The following is a 17,257-nucleotide window of genomic DNA, read 5'->3' as shown; positions in this document are numbered from 1 at the left end:
ACCCGCGCGCGCGTGACCAGCCTTCGCGCAGGCGCGTCGCCTACCCTGGATGAATGACCTCGACGCGCCCTCCCGCCCGTCCGGCGCGTCCCGCCGCGACCCTCGGTCCCGTCACACAGGTGCGTCCCGCAACCGAGGGATGGACGCAGAAGAAGGATGCCGAGGGCCGGCCGCTCCTGCAGTTCGCCTCGCCCAAACGCGGCAAGCCGCCCGTGCACCTCGCCGACCTCACCCCCGACGAGCGGGTCGCGAAGGTCACCGAGCTCGGGATGCCGGGCTTCCGCGCGAAGCAGCTCGAGAAGCACTACTTCGAGCACTACACGCACGACCCCGCGCACATGACCGACCTTCCGTCCGCCGGCCGCGAAGAGCTCGTGCACGGGATGCTGCCGCCCCTGCTGACCGAGGTGCGGCGCCTGCAGACCGACCGCGGCGACACGATCAAGTTCCTGTGGAAGCTGCACGACGGCGCCCTGGTGGAGTCGGTGCTGATGCGCTACCCCGGCCGCATCACGCTGTGCGTCTCGTCGCAGGCGGGCTGCGGCATGAACTGCCCCTTCTGCGCGACCGGCCAGGCGGGGCTGACCCGCAACATGTCGGCCGCCGAGATCATCGAGCAGGTCGTGCGAGCCAACCGTCTCATCCGCGACGGCGGCCTCGGTCCCGCCGAGCACCCCGACGAGCGGGTCACGAACATCGTCTTCATGGGCATGGGCGAGCCGCTCGCCAATTACGCCCGGCTCATGCAGGCCGTGCGCGTCATGACCGACAAGAAGCACGGCCTCGGCATGAGCGCGCGCGGTGTCACCGTCTCGACCGTCGGCCTCGTGCCGGCGATCCACAAGCTCGCGAACGAGGACATCCCCGTCACGTTCGCGCTGTCGCTGCACGCCCCCGACGACGAGCTGCGCGACGAGCTCATCCCCGTGAACTCGCGCTGGAAGGTCGACGAGGCGCTCGACGCCGCGCGCGGCTACTTCGACAAGACCGGGCGGCGGGTCTCGATCGAGTACGCGCTCATCAAGGACATGAACGACCACCCCTGGCGCGCCGACCTCCTCGCCGAGAAGCTCAACGCCCGCGGCCGCGGCTGGGTGCACGTCAACCCCATCCCGCTGAACCCCACGCCCGGCTCGATCTGGACCTCGTCGACGAAGGCCGCGCAGAACGAGTTCGTCCGCCGCCTCAACGACGCCGGCATCCCGACGACCCTCCGCGACACCCGCGGCAAGGAGATCGACGGCGCCTGCGGCCAGCTCGTCGCGACGGAAGAGGACCAGCGGGTCGCCGCCGACACCCCGCTCGAGGACTGACCCGGGAGCGCTGCAGTCTCCTGCGACCGCGGCGTCGGAGAGCGCAGCGCTCGCACGTGGATGCAGCCCTCAGGCGGACGCCGGCGCAGTCCCGCTGACCAGGGGACTCACCTGGCGCACAGGTTGCCCTTTCTAGGCTGTCGGGATGTCTTTCTCCGCACACCGGCCGGGCAGGTTCGGGTCCGACGGCCGCATCGAGTTCGGGATCGACGGCGACACGCCGGACGATCTCTACCTCGACGACGTGCGCGCCCAGCAGGCGGCGGGCGAGCCCCGCGACGAGAGCCTCGACGACGGCCCCGAAGACCCGTACCCCGTGACGCGCGACCTCCTCGAGGACGCCATCGCGATGAACCCGACGCAGCCCGTCGCGGTCACCAGGCCCGACGACTCGCAGGCGACCGTGGGGGAGTGGGGCGCCTTCGACGAGCCGGTCGAGGCCGACCCGAGTGACGCAGAGCCGACCGGCCCCGAGCCGACCGGCCCCGAGCCGACCGCGGAGCCGGCGGTCGCGGCATCCGCTCCTCCCGTCCGCACCACGCGCGCGACGCGGCCCAAGCGCGAGCGCGTCTCGGGATGGCGCCGGCTCGCGGTGCTGGGCGGCGCGGACTCGTCGGTGCTCGACCAGGTGCCGACCGAGCAGCCGCGCTTCGTGCAGATGTTCTTCGTGATCGCGGGCACCGCACTCATCTCGGCGATCTCGATGTACTTCGCGCTCACGACGGGCGTGCGGATCGTCGCGTGGGGTGCTCTTCCCCTCGCGATCGTGTGGATGCTCATCATCTTCAACCTCGACCGCTTCCTCACCTCGACGATGCGCTCGACGCACAGCATCGGCCGTCTCATCGGGCTCGCGATCCCCCGCATCATCATGGCGGCCGTCATCGGCATCGTCGTGGCCGAGCCGCTCGTCCTGCAGGTGTTCCACAACGACATCGCGCGTGAGGTGACGGCGACCAACCTCGTGCAGGCCCAGTCGGATCAGGATGCCGTCACGAGCGGCCCCGAGAAGAAGGCTCTGGATGCCGCGAGCGAGCGTGTCTCGGCCCTCGAAAGCCAGGCCGCGAGCGGCGTCGTCGCGGGCGCCGACACGACGTCGGCCGCGACCTCCTCGGCCCAGGCGACGGTCGACGACCTGACCGCCAAGCTCGCGGCGCAGCAGCAGGTGATCGACCAGGCGCGCGCGATCTACCAGTGCGAGCTCACGGGCCAGGGCGCGGGCGAGGTGCCCGGCTGCACGGGCGTCGCCGGTGAGGGCGCGAGCTCCACGGCGGCGAAGGACCAGCTCGCCTCGGCGCAGGCGGCCTACGACGACCTCGCCGCGAAGCTGACCGCCGCGCAGGCCGACCTCGCCGACGCGCAGGCGAACGGCACCGCCGATGCGAGCGCGTCCGAGGCTCAGAACAAGCAGCAGGCGAAGGACGAGCTCCCCGCCGCCCGCGAGCAGTACGAGGCGGCGCTCGCCGCGTACAACGCGCGCGCAGCCGAGGTCGCGAGCGGCAACGCCGGCGCCGTGGGCCTCCTCAGCCAGATCAGCGGCCTCGAGCGACTGTCGGCCAAGGAGCCCACTCTCGCGTGGGCGCACTGGCTCATCGCGATCCTGTTCTTCATGATCGAGCTCCTTCCCGTGCTCGTGAAGGTGCTCACGAGCTGGGGCCCGCCGTCGCTGTACGAGCAGGCCGACGCCCTGCGCCGTCAGGTCTCGCTCGACCGCGTCACTGCGCGCAGCTGGCAGGAGCGCGCCGACATCGCGCGCGGCGCGGAGGCGTAGCCGCCCGGCGTCTCGCACCGGCGTCGCGCGCGGCGCGGAGGCGTAGCCGCTCGGCGTCTCGCGCCGGCGGAGGTCCAACCGCTGGGCGCGGGCGCGCCGGCGGAGGTCTAACCGCTCGGCGCGGCGAGCCAGGCGCGCGTCCGGGGGCGCACCTCGGGGCCCGCGTCGCGGTCGACCGTCGCGGCGAGGTCGGCGATCGTCACGCCGCGGAGCGAGTCCCGCCACGACTGCTCCGCCGCGAGCATGGCTCGATGCACGGCGCACGCCCGCAGGCAGTCCTCTGGCGAGGCCGCGAGGGGTCCGCGCTGCCGGATCTCGGTGCACACGAACTGCGGCTCCGGTCCCTCGATCGCCGCGACGACGTCGAGCACCGTGATCTCGTCGGGGGAGCGGGTGAGCACGTAGCCCCCCGCTTTGCCCTGCACCGACCGCACGAGCCGCGCACGCGCGAGCGCCTGCAGCTGCTTCGCGAGGTACGTCGTCGACACGTCGTGGAACCGTGCGAGCGTCGAGGCCGGCACCGGCCGATCCATGTCCGTGAGGGCGACGCAGCAGTGCAGCGCCCACTCCACGCCCCCCGACATCCTCATGCCGAGATCGTACTTGACTCGGACAGTGGGTGTCCGGGTATCTTGAACTCGGACAAGAGTTATCCGAGTAAGGGGTGGGCATGAAGATCGTCGTACTGGGTGGAACGGGCCTCATCGGGCGGCAGGTCGTCGCGCTGCTGCGGGAGCGCGGGCATGAGGCGATGGCGGCCTCCCCCTCGACGGGAGTGGATGCCGCGGCTGGCGTGGGCCTCGACGAGGCCTTCGCGGGCGCCGACGCGATCGTCGACGTCACGAATCCGCGGGACTTCGCGGAGGAGGCATCCATCGCCTTCTTCACCGCGTCCACGCGCAATCAGCTGGCTGCCGAGGCTCGCGCGGGCGTCGGGCACCACGTCGCGCTCGGCATCGTCGGCGTCGACCGCGACCCGGACGCACGTGGGTACCTCGCGGGCAAGGTGGTGCAGGAGCGGATCATCCAGGAGGGGCCCGTGCCCTTCACGATCGTGCGGGCGACGCAGTTCTTCGAGTTCCTCGCCGACATCGCCGATGCGAGCACCGTCGACGGCCGCGTCCGGGTCGCGCCCAGCGCGATGCAGCCCATCGCCGCGGCGGCGGTCGCGCGGGCCGTCGCCGATGCCGCGACGGCCGCTCCCGCGGGCGCCATCGAGATCGCGGGCCCCGAGCGAGCGCCCATCTCGACCCTCGTCACGCGGGTGCTCGCCGCCGCCGGTGACGGGCGCGAGGTCGTGTCCGATCCGTCGGCCGGCTATTTCGGCCGCATCGTCGACGACACGAGTCTCGTTCCCGTGGGTGACGCGGTCATCGACTCCGAGACGCTCGAGGAGTGGCTCGCCGCCTCGGTCGATTGATCGCCTGATGTTCTAAATGCCATCGACCGGCGTTGTTGGACTTCTCATCGCGCGCGTGCCTAGGGTGTCAGGGCAGGACGACGCGGCGGAAGGCGACATGCAGCTCAGGACGATCGGAACCCGGACCGTCAGCGCCATCGGAATCGGCGGCATGCCGATGTCGATCGAGGGCAGGCCCGACCCCGAGCAGGCGGTCGCGACGATCCACGCGGCTCTCGACGCCGGCATCACCTTCATCGACACCGCGGACGCCTACCACCTGCCGTCCGACGGCGAGCCGGGGCACAACGAGCGACTCGTCGCGAAGGCGCTCGCCTCGTATGGCGGCGACACGTCGGCTGTCCTGGTCGCGACGAAGGGCGGCCTGCAGCGTCCGCCCGGCTCAGGCGGGGGGCCGTGGCGCCGCAGCGGGCGGCCCGAGTACCTCAAGGAGGCCGCGAAGGCGTCGGCCCGGCGACTCGGGGTCGAGGCCATCGGGCTCTACCAGTTCCACCGCCACGATCCCGAGGTGCCCTACGCCGACTCGGTCGGCGCCCTGCGCGACCTCCTCGACGAGGGCGTCATCGAGCTCGCCGGCATCTCGAACGCCGACATCGCGCAGATCGGGATCGCGCAGGAGGTGCTCGGCGGGCGACTCGCCTCGGTGCAGAACCAGTTCTCGCCCGTGTTCCGCTCGAGCCGCGCCGAGCTCGACCACTGCGCGGCGCACGGGATCGCGTTCCTGCCCTGGTCGCCGCTCGGCGGGATCGGCCGCAACCGCGACGCCTCGACGACGTTCGGCGCCTTCCAGCGCATCGCCGACGAGCGCGGGGTCAGCCCTCAGCAGGTCACCCTCGCGTGGGAGCTCGGGCTCGCACCCGGCGTCATCCCGATCCCCGGGGCATCCCGGCCCGCCAGCATCCAGGATTCCGCGCTCGCCGCGGACCTGGTCCTCACGTCCGCCGAACGAGCCGAGCTCGACTCCTCGCTCTGACGGCGACATCGCCCGGTGCGCCCGCGCCGGGCACCAATCAGGAGAGAAATCAGCAAATGGTCGAATATCGGTACCTCGGCAACAGCGGCTTCAAGGTCTCGGAGATCACCTACGGCAACTGGGTGACCCACGGCTCGCAGGTCGACGACAGTGCGGCGATCGCGACGGTCCACGCGGCCCTCGACGCCGGCATCACGACCTTCGACACCGCAGACACGTACGCGAACACGGCGGCCGAGGTCGTGCTCGGCAAGGCCATCCAGGGTCAGCGGCGCGAGTCGCTCGAGATCCTCACGAAGGTCTACTGGCCCATCGGTCCCAAGGGGCCGAACGATCAGGGACTCTCGCGCAAGCACATCATGGACGGCATCAACGGGTCGCTCTCGCGCCTCGGCGTCGACTACGTCGACCTCTACCAGGCGCACCGCTACGACTACGAGACGCCGCTGGAAGAGACGATGCAGGCCTTCGCCGACATCGTCCGACAGGGCAAGGCGCTCTACATCGGCGTCTCGGAGTGGACGGCCGAGCAGCTGCGCGAGGGCGCGGCGCTGGCCAAGGAGCTGAAGTTCCAGCTCGTCTCCAACCAGCCGCAGTACTCCGCGCTGTACCGCGTCATCGAGGAGAAGGTGATCCCCGCGTCGGAGGAGCTCGGAATCTCGCAGATCGTCTGGTCGCCGATGGCGCAGGGCGTGCTGTCGGGCAAGTACCTGCCCGGTCAGCCGGTGCCCGAGGGCTCACGCGCGACCGACGAGAAGAGCGGCGCACAGTTCATCTCGCGCCTGCTCCGCGACGACGTGCTCGAGGCCGTGCAGAAGCTCAAGCCGATCGCGTCGGACGCGGGGCTCACGATGCCGCAGCTCGCGATCGCGTGGGTGCTGCAGAACCCGAACGTGTCGGCAGCGCTCGTCGGAGCATCCCGTCCCGAGCAGATCGCCGACAACGTGAAGGCCTCGGGCGTGAAGCTCGACGCGGACACGATGGCCGCGATCGACGAGGCCCTCGGCGGCGTCGCGGAGCGCGACCCCGAGAAGACCTACGAGGTCTCGCCGAAGGGCCGCCCGGCCTGACCCGCTGACGCCCGGGCGCGGGCGCCGGGCCCCTCCCGCGCCCGCGCGCCCCCACCCGCCCGCGTCCGCGCGCCCCCGCCCCACCCCCTACCCGCGTGCCGAATTGCGGAGATGTGCGTAATGTCGGATCGGATCGCACCGATCCGTCCGCAAAAGCGCACATCTCCGCATTTCTGCGGAAGGGAGTCGGGATGCCGGTCCACAGCGCGGGGCTGCTGCTGTATCGACTGCGCGAGGGCGCGGCCGAGGTCCTCATCGCGCACATGGGCGGCCCGTTCTGGGCCGCGAAGGACGAGGGCGCCTGGTCGATCCCCAAGGGCGAGTACGACCCCGACTCCGAGACGCCCCTGGATGCCGCCCGCCGCGAGTTCGAGGAGGAGCTCGGCGTCGCCCCGCCCGACACTCCGGTGGCCGAGCTCGGCACCTGGAGCTACTCGTCGGGCAAGCGCATCACGGTCTTCGTCGCCGACGGGGCCGACTTCACGGCGACGGAGTTCGCCTTCGGCGAGTTCGAGCTCGAGTGGCCGCCGCGGTCGGGCCGTCGCCAGTCGTTCCCCGAAGTGGACAGAGCCGAGTGGATGCCGCTGGCCGACGCCCGCGCGCGCCTGGTGAAGGGTCAGCGCCCCGCGGTGGATGCGCTGGAGGAGCACCTCGCCGAGGCCGCGGGCGGCTGAGCGCGGTCAGCGCCCGTTCTTGGGGCGTGTCGACACGTCGATGCGGTCCTGCGCGCCGAGCGACGACCAGGCCGACTCGATGCCCTTCGCGGCGTGCTCCGACGCGCGCACGGCGCGCTCGTCCGCCCACGCGTTGAGCACGTGCCCCGAGTGTCCGCGCACGTGCTCCAGCACGACGTCGGGACGGCCGGCGGCCCGGCGGGCGTCGCGCGCCTCGATGAGCTGCTCGAGCAGGTCGACGTTCTTCGTCGGTGCGCCGGTGGAGGTCTTCCAGCCCCGGCGGCGGTGGCCGTCCATCCACTTCGTGTACGTGTCGATCGCGTACTTGGAGTCGGCCTGCACCACGAGGTTGTCGACGTCGCGGTGGTCGTCGATCGCGCGGAGGAGTCCGAGCAGCTCGCCGATGTTGTTCGTGCCCGTCACGAGGGACCCGGCGGCCCAGTGCCCGTCCTCGGCGACCCACGCCCAGCCCGTCGGTCCGGGGTTGCCCTTGCAGGCGCCGTCGGTGGCCACGATGTAGCGATCGTCCGAAGTCACTCGGGCAAGGCTACCGGCCGGGCTCACCCGCGTGAGTCCACCCACTCCGCGACGAGCTCCGGCATCCGCTTCGCGAGGAATCGGAAGAACGAGGCCATCTCCCGCGAGCGGTCGTGTGCGGCGTGATCGTCGCCCGCCTCCTCCGCGATGCGGTCCATGAGCTCGGCCGTGCGCTCGTAGAGCGTCGTGTTGGTCGTCATGGAGTCGTAGAAGACCTCGGGCACGATCTCGTAGCGGTCGCGCCGGTCGCCCGGCACGGCGCGGCGCCGGATGAAGTGCACGCGCTGCAGGTACTGGACCGCTCCCGAGATCGCGGCCGCCGACACCCCGAGACGCTCACCCAGATCGGCTGCCGTATACCCGTCGGCCGGCGCGGCGACGAGCGCCATCATGACGCGCGCGGGCATGCGCGGCATCCCGGCGGCCGTCATCATCGCGGCCGCCTGCTCGGCAGGGTCGATTCCGGGATGCTCCGTCCCCACGTCGCCTCCTATCCCGCCGGGGCCAGTTCGCGCCGGCGCATGAGGGAGAGGGATGCCACGGCTCCCGCCGCCACGGCGACCAGCAGCCACCACATCCCGCGGAGGTCCACCTCGTCCCCGCTCGGCACGGGTGCTACGGAGAAGGGCGAGAGGTTGGTGACCCAGTCGGGCATGCCGAGCAGCGGTCCGAACAGCCCGAACACGATGGCGGCGGTGACGAGGGTCCAGCCGAGTGGGATCGTCCACCGCGGTGCGACCGTGAAGATGAGCGCGGTGAGCACGAGGAAGACGGATGCGGCCACCACTTGCCCGGCCGCGGCGACGAACGCGCTGCGGGTGAGGTCGGCGCCGTTGTCCGTGCCCGCCCCGCCCGCCCAGGCGCCGACGAAGCCCGCGGCGCACGTGAGCACGACCGACACGAACCCGATGACGACGAAGTCGGCGAGCCAGCGGACGCGGTCGACCGGGGAGGCGAGCACGGGCTCTGCCGTGCCGTGCGCCTCTTCCTGCCGCGCACGGGCCACGGTCTGCACGGCCGCGCAGGCCGCGAGCAGGCCCACCATCGTGAAGAAGACGACGACGACGGCCTGCTCGAGGTCGGCTTCGGCCGAGAGGGCCTTGAGCATGTCGGCGACGGCCGGATTGTCCGAGCCCATCTGGTTAACGACGGATCCGAGCGAGGTTGACAGCGCGCCGGCGAAGAAGGCGCCCGCTGCCCAGCCGATCGCGGACGGCGTCGCGAGCCGCGTGACGAGCGCCGTGGTCGACGACAGGGCCGGCCGCGCGTTCGAGCGTCCGAGGCGCTCGGGGAGGATGCTCGCGCCGAGGTCGCGCACCGTCTGCAGAGCGAGGGCGGCTCCGGCGAGCACGACGAACGCCCCGAGGCACAGCAGCGCAGGCCACCACAGGTTCTCGTCGAACGCGCGCGTGTTCTCCGCCCAGCCGAAGGGGGAGAACCACGTGAGCGAGGAGCTCTCCATGTGGGTCAGGTCGTCGCTCGGGGTTCCGACCGCGTTGCCGATGCCCGCGATGAAGAAGCTCACCACGAGCACCCACACGGCGAGGGAGTTCGCGCCGCGCGACGTGCGCACGAGCTGCGCCGACAGCAGGGCGACCCCGAAGTAGGTCAGGCCGCCGCACGCCGCGGTGAATCCGGCGAGCAGCGATCCCTCCGTCTGCGACCCGCCGGCCAGGAATGCGACAGTCACGAGTGCGCCCAGCACGACGTTCGCGAGCACGCCGTGGACGATCGTGGCGACGGTCGGCACGGTGCGACCGGCGCTCGTGGCGGCGATGAGCTCGAGTCGTCCCGCCTCCTCGTCGCCCCGCGTGTGACGCACCGCGAGGAATGTGCTCATGAACGCCGCCATCATGACGAGGAACGGCATCAGCAGGAACACGATGAAGGCGGACTCGTCGGGCCCCGAGGGAAGACCGCGGAACAGCAGGATCACGGGATTGGCCATGACCGTCGCCAGCAGTGCCGTGCGCTCGGTTTCCGAGCCGTACGTGGTCGCGGCGCCGTTGAGGCCGGCGAGAGCGAGCGCCACGGTGCCGACGATCCACAGCGTCAGCTGCAGCCAGTCACGACGCAGCCGCTGCCCGAGCAGCGTCGAGAGCCTTCTCATCGCCGGCTCCCCTCCAGCACGGCGAGGTCGTCGCCGTAGTGCCGCAGGAACAGCTCTTCCAGCGAGGGCGGCGCGACGCGGAGGCCCGCGACGCCCAGGCGGCCGAGCTCGGGGAGCACGGAGGCGATGCGGTCGCTGTCGACGGTGAACCGGACGCGTCCGTCGTCGACGACCGCGTCGTGCACATCGGGGAGCGTCGCGAGGGGCGCGGCATCCATTCCCTCGTACGAGACCTCGGTGCGGGTGAGGTGCCGCATGTCGGTGAGGGTGCCGGTCTCGACGACGCGGCCCGCACGGATGATCGAGACGCGGTCGCACAGCTGCTCGACCTCCGACAGGATGTGGCTCGACAGCAGCACCGTCGCACCGGCCGCGCTGACGCGCGCGACCTCGCGACGGAACATGACGTCCATGAGGGGATCCAATCCGCTCGTCGGCTCGTCGAGGATGTAGAGGTCCGCCGGCACGGCGAACGCGGCGATCAGCGCCACCTTCTGCCGGTTGCCCTTGGAGTACGTCCGGCCCTTCTTCCGGGGGTCGAACTGGAACGCCTCCATGAGGCGCTCCTTCTCGGACCGGTAGACGGCGTCGCCGCGGTCGGCCCCGCGCAGACGCGACAGCAGGTCGATCGCCTCTCCGCCTGACAGGTTGGGCCAGACGCTGACATCGCCGGGAATGTACGCCACGCGGCGGTGGATCGCGACGGAGTCGTTCCACGGATGCAGACCGAAGACGGATGCCTCGCCCGACGTCGCTCTCGCGAGTCCGAGGAGGATGCGGATCGTCGTCGACTTCCCCGCGCCGTTCGGGCCGAGGAAGCCGTGGACCTGACCCTGCTCGACGGTGAGATCGAGTCCGTCGAGGGCGTTCATCCGGCCGTACCGCTTGACGAGGCCGGAGGTGCGGATGGTGGTGGACATGAGCGGGACGCTACGCCGATTTCACAAGATTGTGAATATTCCTAACGGAATCCTCACACCTCCCTCGCGAGGCGTGTGGCGGCTCCCTCGCAAGCACGGGACTGCACCGCACCAGGGCGGGGGGCGAGCCCCGCCCTGGTCGCGGTCAGGCCCGACGGTGCAGGGCTGCGTACGCCGTCGCCGCGATCCCGATGAGGAGCACGACCGCTCCACCGACGGGCACGAGCGGCGACACTCCCCGGCTCCCGGTCGTCGCCAGGTCGGAGCCGGTCGACGCGGCGGTCGTCGACGCGCGGGTCGTGCCCGTGGTCGTCGCGGTCGACGTCCCGGTCGGCGTCCCGGTGGTGGTTCCGGGTGTCGTCCCGGTCGGCGTCCCGGTGGTGGTTCCGGGTGTCGGTGTCCCCGGTGTCTCGCCGGCCGGCGGAGGCGTCTGCTCCTCGCGGAAGCACGGCGCGTCGGGGGCGTCGCTCTGATAGCCGAGAGCCGCGGCGACGGTGAACTCCTTCGTCTTCACGGTCGTGCCGTCGGCGAACGTGTACCCGTCCGTCGCGGTCGCGGTGAGCGTGTAGGTGCCGGGCCCGTCGAACGGCCGGTCCCACGTCAGCGTGACGTGCTCGAGCGTGACGAGTGCCGGCAGGCTCCCGTCGCTCCCACAGGTCGGGGGCTGTGGCGCGACGCTGAACAGTGCCGGGACCGGAACGGTATCCGGCGCGCACGCGGGGTCGGGAGTGACCTTCGTGGAGGTCACCGTCCACTCGCCCCAGGAGTCCTGCGGCTCCCAGGAATCCCCGTCCCACACATAGGTGCGTGTGCCCGTCCGCGCTCCGACGATCTCGGTGCGCGTGCCGTCGAGCGGCTGCGTGCACGTCGACGTGGTGCGGCTGTCGGAGAGCGGCTGGTTCTCGGGCTGCGGCGGCCGGTATCCCGGGCAGTCGGTGATGCCGAGTCCCGCGCCGACCCAGCCGATCGCGATCGACTTCACCTGCGCGTCGGTGAAGACGTACGGGAATGCGCCGGCGAAGCCGTCGCCAAGCGCATTGACGCTGACCTCGATCGGATTCTGCCCCGTCTGCAGCACTTCGCCCTCCCCGGGCGTCGTGATGTATTTGCAGACCACCACCTTCGTCTCGGCCGCCGTGGGCGGCGCCGCCCCCTGATCGGCCATGGCCGGTGCCGCGATGAGCGGAGCCGTCACCAGCACCGCGGCCGCCGCGGCGCACGCGAGAGCCCTCCCCAAGTGCTTCATCATCTTTCCTTCCCCAAGGCGCGCCGGTTGCGCTCCCAAGCAATGGGTCGACCAGCCGGCGCCTCGGCTCGGGTTCGGGTGGAGCGCCGGCGAGGGACCTGTCATCAAGTAAGCCGTCATCGCCGAGGCGCGTCGCCCCCTTGCTTCCGACGGCCGAATCTGGTTAAGAGCTGGGGGTGGGAATGAGCTGTATACCCAGTGCAATGGATGCCGGCGATCTGAGCCGCAAAGGTGCGCCTATGTATACAATGAGGCGCGAGACCGGCGAGGGAGGTGGCAGATGCGAGCGAGCGATCGCGCCTACCTGACCCTCCTCGACGAGATTCAATCGGGCAGGCTCGCCCCCGGCACCGTCCTCGCGGAGGTGGAGCAGGCGGCACGCCTCGGCGTGAGCCGCACGCCGCTCCGCGAAGCGCTCGGCCGTCTCGCCGCCGACGGGCTCGTCGTGCAGCAGTCGCCGCGCGTCACGGTCGTCAGCGACGTGGATGCCGGCGACATCCGCGAGCTCTTCGAGGTGCGGCGCGCGCTGGAGGAGACGGCTGCGAGGCTCGCCGCCGAGCGGGCCGCGGCCGACGACTTCGGCGACCTCGCGCGCGAGTTCGCCGCGGCCTCGGTCGACGGCGCCGCGGCCACCGACGACTATTACGCGCTCATCGCGCGGTTCGACGAGGCCCTCGACGCCGCCGTCGCCAACGACTACCTCACCTCGGCGCTGCGGAGCGTGCGCACCCATCTCGTGCGGGTGCGCCGGCTCGCGCGCGACAATCCCGGCCGGCTCGCGGCATCCATCTCGGAGCACCGTCTCATCGCCTCCGCGATCGCGGCACGCGACGCCGATCTCGCCGCCCACGCGACCCACGTGCACCTGCACAACGCGCTCGCGAGCATCCTCGAGTCCCTCGACGCGCAGGCCGGCTCGGCGACCACACCTCACCACCACCAGGGAGCAGCATGACCGTCACGCATCACGTCCGCGTCTACCGCAGCGAAGAGCCGCTGCCGCGCGAGGAGCAGCTCGCCTGGAAGATCGCGGAGGTCGCGGCCGACCCGGTCGAGGTCGAGCCCGAGGTCGTCGACATGATCATCAACCGGGTCATCGACAACGCGGCGGTCGCGGCGGCATCCCTCACGCGCGCGCCCGTCAGCGCGGCGCGCCAGCAGGCGCTCGACCACGCCGTCTCGATCGGCGGCGACGGCGCGACGGTGTTCGGCTGCGCCCTCGAGCGGCGCACGTCGCCGGAGTGGGCGGCGTGGGCGAACGGCGTCGCGGTGCGCGAGCTCGACTACCACGACACGTTCCTCGCCGCCGAGTACTCGCACCCGGGCGACAACATCCCGCCGATCGTCGCGGTCGCACAGCACGTCGGCGCCGACGGCGCGGCGCTCGTGCGCGGCCTCGCGACGGGCTACGAGATCCAGATCGACCTCGTGCGCGCGATCAGCCTGCACAAGCACAAGATCGACCACGTCGCGCACCTCGGCCCGTCCGCCGCCGCCGGCATCGGGACTCTGCTCGGCCTCCCGGTCGAGACGATCTACCAGGCCGTCGGCCAGGCGCTGCACACGACGACCGCGACCCGCCAGAGCCGCAAGGGCGAGATCTCGACGTGGAAGGCGCACGCCCCCGCGTTCGCCGGGAAGATGGCCGTCGAGGCGGTCGACCGGGCTATGCGCGGCGAGACGTCGCCGTCGCCGATCTACGAGGGCGAGGACGGCGTCATCGCGTGGCTGCTCGACGGGCCGGATGCCTCGTACGAGGTGCCGCTCCCAGCGGCGGGTGAGGCGAAGCGCGGCATCCTCGATTCGTACACGAAGGAGCACTCCGCCGAGTACCAGGCGCAGGCGTGGATCGACCTCGCCCGCAAGCTGCACCGCGAGCACCCGGACGCGTTCGCGCCCGACAACGTCGCCTCGATCGTGCTGCACACGAGCCACCACACGCACTACGTGATCGGGTCGGGTGCCAACGACCCGCAGAAGTACGACCCGACGGCATCCCGCGAGACGCTCGACCACTCGATCCCGTACATCTTCGCCGTCGCGCTGCAGGACGGCGGCTGGCACCACGTCGACTCGTACACGCCGTCGCGCGCCGCGCGCGAAGACACCGTCGCCCTGTGGAACAAGATCACGACGGCCGAGGACGAGGAGTGGACGCGTCGCTACCACTCCGACGACCCCAACGAGAAGGCCTTCGGCGGCCGCGTCGTCATCACGTTCGCCGACGGCGGCGAGCTCGTCGACGAGATCGCCGTCGCCGACGCCCACCCGCTCGGGGCGCGCCCGTTCGCGCGCGAGGACTACGTCCGCAAGTTCCGTCTGCTCGCGCAGCCGGTCCTCTCGGGCGACGAGATCGAGCGCTTCCTCGACCTCGCCGAGCGCCTGCCCGAGCTGACCCCCGCAGAGGTGCGGCAGCTCACAATCGTCGCGCAGCTCGGCGTGCTCGCGGGCGCGCCGGCGCCGAAGGGCCTCTTCTGATGAGCTGCGCCCCCTGCCCGGCCGCCCGAACTCCGGAGAATCGCGCGAGCTTCGGAGGAATGGCGCCGATTCGTCCGAACTTCGTCGGAATCTCCGGACTCCGCGAGACGGGAGCCGTGTGATGCTCTACTCCACCACGCCGGCGGCCGAGAAGCGCCGCCTCTTCCGCGAGCGGCTCGCGTCGGGGGAGCTCCTGCGCTTCCCGGGCGCCTTCAACCCGCTGTCCGCGCGGCTCATCGAGCGGAAGGGCTTCGAGGGCGTCTACATCTCGGGCGCCGTGCTGTCGGCCGACCTGGGCCTGCCCGACATCGGTCTCACGACGCTCACCGAGGTCGCCGGGCGCGGGCAGCAGATCGCCCGCATGACCGACCTGCCGGCGATCATCGACGCCGACACCGGGTTCGGCGAGCCGATGAACGTCGCGCGCACGATCCAGACCCTCGAAGACGCCGGGCTCGCCGGCACCCACATCGAGGACCAGATCAACCCCAAGCGGTGCGGCCACCTCGACGGCAAGGCCGTGGTCGACGAGGACACCGCGATCAAGCGCATCCGCGCCGCCGCCGACGCCCGCCGCGACCCGAACTTCCTGATCATGGCGCGCACCGACATCCGGGCCGTCGAGGGGATGGATGCCGCGATCGACCGCGCGAAGGCGCTGGTGGATGCCGGGGCCGACGCGATCTTCCCCGAGGCGATGCGCTCCCTCGACGAGTTCGCCGCCGTCCGCGCCGCCATCGACGTGCCGATCCTCGCCAACATGACCGAGTTCGGGAAGTCCGATCTCTTCAGTGTCGACCAGCTGCGCGATGTCGGGGTCAACATCGTGATCTGGCCGGTCTCGCTGCTGCGGATTGCTATGGGCGCAGCATCCCGTGCCCTCGACACGCTCGTCGACGAAGGGCATCTCACCTCCAAGCTCGGCGAGATGCAGCACCGCGCCGACCTCTACGACCTCATCGACTACGAGCAGTACAACCACTTCGACCAGGACGTCTTCAACTTCCAGATCAGCCGCTGACTCCATGTCCCGATTTCCGGCCTTCGCGTCCCGATTCCCATCGATATCGAGCCCCGGTGTGAGCGAAATCGGGACATGCCAGCCACTTAGAGGAGAGAAATGACCGACACCGACATCAAGAAGGGCCTCGCGGGGGTCACCGTCGACTACACGGCGGTCTCGAAGGTCAATCCCGACACGAACTCGCTCCTGTATCGCGGCTATCCCGTGCAGGAGCTGGCGGCGACGCAGTCGTTCGAGGCGGTCGCCTATCTCCTCTGGTACGGCGAGCTGCCGTCCGACGACGAGCTCGCCGCGTTCGTCGCCGAGGAGCGGGCGAACCGCGTGCTCGACGACAACATCAAGCAGACGATCGACCTGCTGCCGCTCAGCGCCCACCCCATGGACGTCGTGCGCACCGCCGTGTCGGTGTTCGGGGCATCCGATCCCGCCGCCTTCGACAACTCCCGCGAGTCCGACCTCGGCAAGGCCAAGCGCCTCCTCGCGAAGCTGCCTGCGATCGTCGCGTACGACCAGCGCCGCCGCCGCGGCGAGGAGCCGATCGCGCCCCGCGACGACCTCGACTACGCGCACAACTTCCTCTGGATGACCTTCGGCGAGGAGCCCGACGCGACGGTCGCGGCCGCGTTCAACGTGTCGATGATCCTGTACGCCGAGCACTCCTTCAACGCCTCGACGTTCACGGCCCGCGTCATCACGTCGACGATCGCCGACCTCTACTCCGCGGTCGTCGGCGCGATCGGAGCGCTCAAGGGTCCGCTTCACGGCGGCGCCAACGAGGCCGTCATGCACATCTTCGACGAGATCGGCGGAGCCGCGAACGTCAAGCCGTGGCTCGACGACGCACTCGCCGAGAAGCGCAAGATCATGGGCTTCGGGCACCGGGTGTACAAGAAGGGCGACTCGCGCGTGCCGACGATGAAGGCCGCGCTCGACACGCTCGTCGAGCACTATGACGCGCAGGACCTGGCAGCCCTGTACGACGAGCTCGAGAGCGAGTTCGTCTCGCGCAAGGGGATCTACCCCAACCTCGACTACCCCTCGGGCCCCGCGTACCACCTCATGGGCTTCGACACCCTGACCTTCACGCCGCTCTTCGTCGCAGCGCGGGTCGTGGGCTGGACCGCGCACATCATGGAGCAGACGGCATCCAACGCCCTCATCCGCCCCCTGTCCGCGTACAACGGTCCCGACGAGCGGCACATCGAGGGATATGTTCCGGATGCCGCGCAGGCCGGGGCCGCCGACCGGCCGGAAGAGGCGGCGGTGTGAGCATCTGGCACACGGAGCCCTCGGCCGCCGACCTGAACGCGATGGCGGGCGAGACCCTCATCGACACGCTCGGGATCGAGATGGTCGAGGTGCGCGAGGACGCGCTCGTCGCGCGGATGCCGGTCGACCGTCGCACGGTTCAGCCGGCGGGCGTCCTGCACGGCGGGGCATCCGTCGCGCTCGCCGAGACGATCGCGTCGTGGGCCGGATTCCTCACCGTCGACCGCGAGAGGTTCCACGTCGTCGGCCAGGAGATCAACGCGAACCACATCCGGCCCGTCTTCTCGGGCTGGGTCACGGCGACCGCGACTCCCGCCGCGCTCGGCCGCCGCAGCCAGGTCTGGGAGATCCGCATCGTCGACGACGCGGGCAAGCTCGTGTGCGTCTCGCGCTGCACGCTCGCGGTGATCGAGCAGCGCTCGACCTACGGCACGGCCGAGACGCGGGGCTGA

Annotated in this window: 17 protein-coding genes; 11 read left to right on the top strand and 6 right to left on the bottom strand. The window is 71.0% G+C overall.

All coding sequences use genetic code 11. From position 1 onward, the window contains the following. Nucleotides 1-53: 53 nt before the first annotated feature. Nucleotides 54-1,313, top strand: a complete 1,260-nt coding sequence (gene rlmN, locus AAIB33_RS14470) for a 23S rRNA (adenine(2503)-C(2))-methyltransferase RlmN (RefSeq protein ID WP_345800663.1) — start codon at nt 54-56, stop codon at nt 1,311-1,313. Nucleotides 1,314-1,458: 145 nt separating this feature from the next. Continuing rightward, complete coding sequence (locus AAIB33_RS14465; RefSeq protein WP_345800662.1) at nt 1,459-3,084, top strand: DUF4407 domain-containing protein; 1,626 nt, start codon at nt 1,459-1,461, stop codon at nt 3,082-3,084. A 107-nt stretch (nt 3,085-3,191) separates the two neighbouring features. Here the strand turns inward: AAIB33_RS14465 and AAIB33_RS14460 are convergent, their stop codons facing one another. Next, on the bottom strand, nt 3,192-3,674 hold the full coding sequence (locus tag AAIB33_RS14460; protein WP_345800661.1) for an Rrf2 family transcriptional regulator: 483 nt from the start codon (nt 3,672-3,674) through the stop codon (nt 3,192-3,194). A gap of 80 nt (nt 3,675-3,754) precedes the next feature. Here AAIB33_RS14460 and AAIB33_RS14455 point away from each other — a divergent pair, with 80 nt between their 5' ends. The 4 genes from AAIB33_RS14455 (at nt 3,755) to AAIB33_RS14440 (ending at nt 7,221) form a co-directional block, all read left to right on the top strand. After that, the gene (locus AAIB33_RS14455; RefSeq protein WP_345800660.1) at nt 3,755-4,504 is read left to right on the top strand and encodes an SDR family oxidoreductase; all 750 of its coding nucleotides are present in this window, start codon (nt 3,755-3,757) and stop codon (nt 4,502-4,504) included. A 97-nt stretch (nt 4,505-4,601) separates the two neighbouring features. Then, nucleotides 4,602-5,477 (top strand): aldo/keto reductase, encoded by an 876-nt coding sequence (locus AAIB33_RS14450; RefSeq protein ID WP_345803444.1) that lies wholly within the window; start codon nt 4,602-4,604, stop codon nt 5,475-5,477. Nucleotides 5,478-5,533: 56 nt separating this feature from the next. Continuing rightward, the gene (locus AAIB33_RS14445; protein ID WP_345800659.1) at nt 5,534-6,547 is read left to right on the top strand and encodes an aldo/keto reductase family protein; all 1,014 of its coding nucleotides are present in this window, start codon (nt 5,534-5,536) and stop codon (nt 6,545-6,547) included. Nucleotides 6,548-6,738: 191 nt separating this feature from the next. Next, the gene (locus tag AAIB33_RS14440; protein WP_345800658.1) at nt 6,739-7,221 is read left to right on the top strand and encodes an NUDIX domain-containing protein; all 483 of its coding nucleotides are present in this window, start codon (nt 6,739-6,741) and stop codon (nt 7,219-7,221) included. 6 nt (nt 7,222-7,227) lie between these two features. Here AAIB33_RS14440 and AAIB33_RS14435 read toward each other — a convergent pair whose 3' ends face one another. From AAIB33_RS14435 to AAIB33_RS14415, 5 genes are all read right to left on the bottom strand, one after another. Then, nucleotides 7,228-7,758 carry a ribonuclease H gene (locus tag AAIB33_RS14435; RefSeq protein WP_345800657.1) on the bottom strand — a complete coding sequence of 177 codons (531 nt, stop codon included), beginning with the start codon at nt 7,756-7,758 and terminating at the stop codon, nt 7,228-7,230. 23 nt (nt 7,759-7,781) lie between these two features. Next, complete coding sequence (locus tag AAIB33_RS14430) at nt 7,782-8,240, bottom strand: helix-turn-helix domain-containing protein (protein WP_345800656.1); 459 nt, start codon at nt 8,238-8,240, stop codon at nt 7,782-7,784. Between the two features lie 8 nt (nt 8,241-8,248). After that, nucleotides 8,249-9,868 (bottom strand): polyketide antibiotic transporter, encoded by a 1,620-nt coding sequence (locus AAIB33_RS14425; RefSeq protein WP_345800655.1) that lies wholly within the window; start codon nt 9,866-9,868, stop codon nt 8,249-8,251. Further along, nucleotides 9,865-10,788, bottom strand: a complete 924-nt coding sequence (locus AAIB33_RS14420) for an ABC transporter ATP-binding protein (RefSeq protein WP_345800654.1) — start codon at nt 10,786-10,788, stop codon at nt 9,865-9,867. Before AAIB33_RS14420 ends, AAIB33_RS14425 begins: the two co-directional genes overlap by 4 nt. A 145-nt stretch (nt 10,789-10,933) precedes the next feature. Then, nucleotides 10,934-12,034 carry a hypothetical protein gene (locus AAIB33_RS14415; RefSeq protein WP_345800653.1) on the bottom strand — a complete coding sequence of 367 codons (1,101 nt, stop codon included), beginning with the start codon at nt 12,032-12,034 and terminating at the stop codon, nt 10,934-10,936. 280 nt (nt 12,035-12,314) lie between these two features. Between AAIB33_RS14415 and AAIB33_RS14410 the strand changes: the two genes are divergently transcribed. The 5 genes from AAIB33_RS14410 (at nt 12,315) to AAIB33_RS14390 (ending at nt 17,257) form a co-directional block, all read left to right on the top strand. Continuing rightward, nucleotides 12,315-12,989, top strand: coding sequence for a GntR family transcriptional regulator (locus tag AAIB33_RS14410; RefSeq protein WP_345800652.1), 675 nt, complete (start codon nt 12,315-12,317; stop codon nt 12,987-12,989). After that, nucleotides 12,986-14,512 (top strand): MmgE/PrpD family protein, encoded by a 1,527-nt coding sequence (locus AAIB33_RS14405; RefSeq protein WP_345800651.1) that lies wholly within the window; start codon nt 12,986-12,988, stop codon nt 14,510-14,512. The genes AAIB33_RS14410 and AAIB33_RS14405 overlap by 4 nt, the downstream gene beginning before the upstream one ends. Before the next feature lie 121 nt (nt 14,513-14,633). Next, complete coding sequence (prpB, locus tag AAIB33_RS14400) at nt 14,634-15,533, top strand: methylisocitrate lyase (protein ID WP_345800650.1); 900 nt, start codon at nt 14,634-14,636, stop codon at nt 15,531-15,533. A 99-nt stretch (nt 15,534-15,632) separates the two neighbouring features. Continuing rightward, on the top strand, nt 15,633-16,805 hold the full coding sequence (locus AAIB33_RS14395) for a bifunctional 2-methylcitrate synthase/citrate synthase (protein ID WP_345800649.1): 1,173 nt from the start codon (nt 15,633-15,635) through the stop codon (nt 16,803-16,805). Continuing rightward, nucleotides 16,802-17,257, top strand: a complete 456-nt coding sequence (locus AAIB33_RS14390; RefSeq protein ID WP_345800648.1) for a hotdog fold thioesterase — start codon at nt 16,802-16,804, stop codon at nt 17,255-17,257. Before AAIB33_RS14395 ends, AAIB33_RS14390 begins: the two co-directional genes overlap by 4 nt.

It is taken from the genome of Microbacterium sp. AZCO, from assembly GCF_039614715.1.
Lineage (GTDB): Bacteria > Actinomycetota > Actinomycetes > Actinomycetales > Microbacteriaceae > Microbacterium.
This window is presented reverse-complemented; position numbering and strand designations above follow the sequence as displayed.

What these genes read in the sequence shown, in the direction of transcription:
- rlmN (WP_345800663.1), top strand. Translation starts at nt 54, where the DNA reads ATGACCTCGACGCGCCCTCCCGCCCGTCCGGCGCGTCCCGCCGCGACC.
- AAIB33_RS14465 (WP_345800662.1), top strand. Translation starts at nt 1,459, where the DNA reads ATGTCTTTCTCCGCACACCGGCCGGGCAGGTTCGGGTCCGACGGCCGC.
- AAIB33_RS14460 (WP_345800661.1), bottom strand. Translation starts at nt 3,674, where the DNA reads ATGAGGATGTCGGGGGGCGTGGAGTGGGCGCTGCACTGCTGCGTCGCC.
- AAIB33_RS14455 (WP_345800660.1), top strand. Translation starts at nt 3,755, where the DNA reads ATGAAGATCGTCGTACTGGGTGGAACGGGCCTCATCGGGCGGCAGGTC.
- AAIB33_RS14450 (WP_345803444.1), top strand. Translation starts at nt 4,602, where the DNA reads ATGCAGCTCAGGACGATCGGAACCCGGACCGTCAGCGCCATCGGAATC.
- AAIB33_RS14445 (WP_345800659.1), top strand. Translation starts at nt 5,534, where the DNA reads ATGGTCGAATATCGGTACCTCGGCAACAGCGGCTTCAAGGTCTCGGAG.
- AAIB33_RS14440 (WP_345800658.1), top strand. Translation starts at nt 6,739, where the DNA reads ATGCCGGTCCACAGCGCGGGGCTGCTGCTGTATCGACTGCGCGAGGGC.
- AAIB33_RS14425 (WP_345800655.1), bottom strand. Translation starts at nt 9,868, where the DNA reads ATGAGAAGGCTCTCGACGCTGCTCGGGCAGCGGCTGCGTCGTGACTGG.
- AAIB33_RS14420 (WP_345800654.1), bottom strand. Translation starts at nt 10,788, where the DNA reads ATGTCCACCACCATCCGCACCTCCGGCCTCGTCAAGCGGTACGGCCGG.
- AAIB33_RS14415 (WP_345800653.1), bottom strand. Translation starts at nt 12,034, where the DNA reads ATGAAGCACTTGGGGAGGGCTCTCGCGTGCGCCGCGGCGGCCGCGGTG.
- AAIB33_RS14410 (WP_345800652.1), top strand. Translation starts at nt 12,315, where the DNA reads ATGCGAGCGAGCGATCGCGCCTACCTGACCCTCCTCGACGAGATTCAA.
- AAIB33_RS14405 (WP_345800651.1), top strand. Translation starts at nt 12,986, where the DNA reads ATGACCGTCACGCATCACGTCCGCGTCTACCGCAGCGAAGAGCCGCTG.
- prpB (WP_345800650.1), top strand. Translation starts at nt 14,634, where the DNA reads ATGCTCTACTCCACCACGCCGGCGGCCGAGAAGCGCCGCCTCTTCCGC.
- AAIB33_RS14395 (WP_345800649.1), top strand. Translation starts at nt 15,633, where the DNA reads ATGACCGACACCGACATCAAGAAGGGCCTCGCGGGGGTCACCGTCGAC.